The following is a 966-nucleotide window of genomic DNA, read 5'->3' on the forward strand; positions in this document are numbered from 1 at the left end:
CGACACCACCGCCACCACCGCCCGCCCCCACGGTCTACCAGTGGAGCGAGCTGACGTACGACGTCGCGGACGACGGCACCGGCCCGGAGATGCGGCTGGCCGGAAGCAGCTGGGTGTGGCAGCGGTCGGCCCTGTCGATCGGCGACGACCGGTACGCGCACGGCGTCACGGTGCACGGCCGCTCCTCCGTCACCATCGACCTCAACCGCTCCTGCTCCTCCTACGACGCGCTGGTCGGCGTCGACGACCTGACGCAGAAGCTGGGCAAGGTCCACTTCTCGGTGCACGCCGACGGCGTCCGGCTGTGGAACTCCGGCATGCTCAAGGGCGGGGACCCGGCGGTACCCGTACACGTGGACATCGCGGGCCGCGAGACCGTACGCCTGGTGGTCGAACCGCACAGCCCCGTCGACAACGTGGCGCTCGCGGACTGGGCGCAGTCACGTTTCACCTGCGCCTAGGACCACGGACCCGCGGCCGCGTACGACGGGAAGCGGACGGGGCGGGGGTGTCCGCCCGCAGCGGTCGGCGCGTCCGCGCCGGCCCTTCCGTGGCCGACCGATTCCGCGCCGTTCCGAGGACGGACACCCCGCCGACCCGGCCCCGACCCACCCCACCACCGAACGCGCTACCCGCACCCCCACCGAACCCGCACACGCAGCCCCAGCCGCAGGCGCAGCCGCAGGCGCCCCACCCAACCGCCGGAGGCACAGGCCGCCGCAGGCACCCCCACCGAACCGAACCCACCGCCGAAAACGCCCGCAGCGACCACCCACCACCCAGGCCCACCACCGGCGGCACAGGCACCGCCCCGGCCCACCGCCGGAGGCCCCCGCAGGTGTCACCCCATCCCACCCGCCGGAGGCACCCGCACCACAGCCCCCGCCCCCGTCGGGCCGGCCGCCCCGCCCAGAGCCCCCCGCCGGAGCGCGATCCCCGCCGGCACCGCGCGCTGCCGCGCCGGCG

General features: G+C 75.9%; 1 protein-coding gene. It reads left to right on the forward strand.

Annotation, left to right across the window (positions count from 1 at the left end):
• Window positions 1-461, forward strand: a 461-nt coding sequence (locus KUM32_RS35350; RefSeq protein ID WP_217146028.1) for an NPCBM/NEW2 domain-containing protein, incomplete at its 5' end; no start/stop codon positions are given.
• Window positions 462-966 lie beyond the last annotated feature (505 nt).

The organism is Streptomyces sp. AC627_RSS907, from assembly GCF_019049165.1.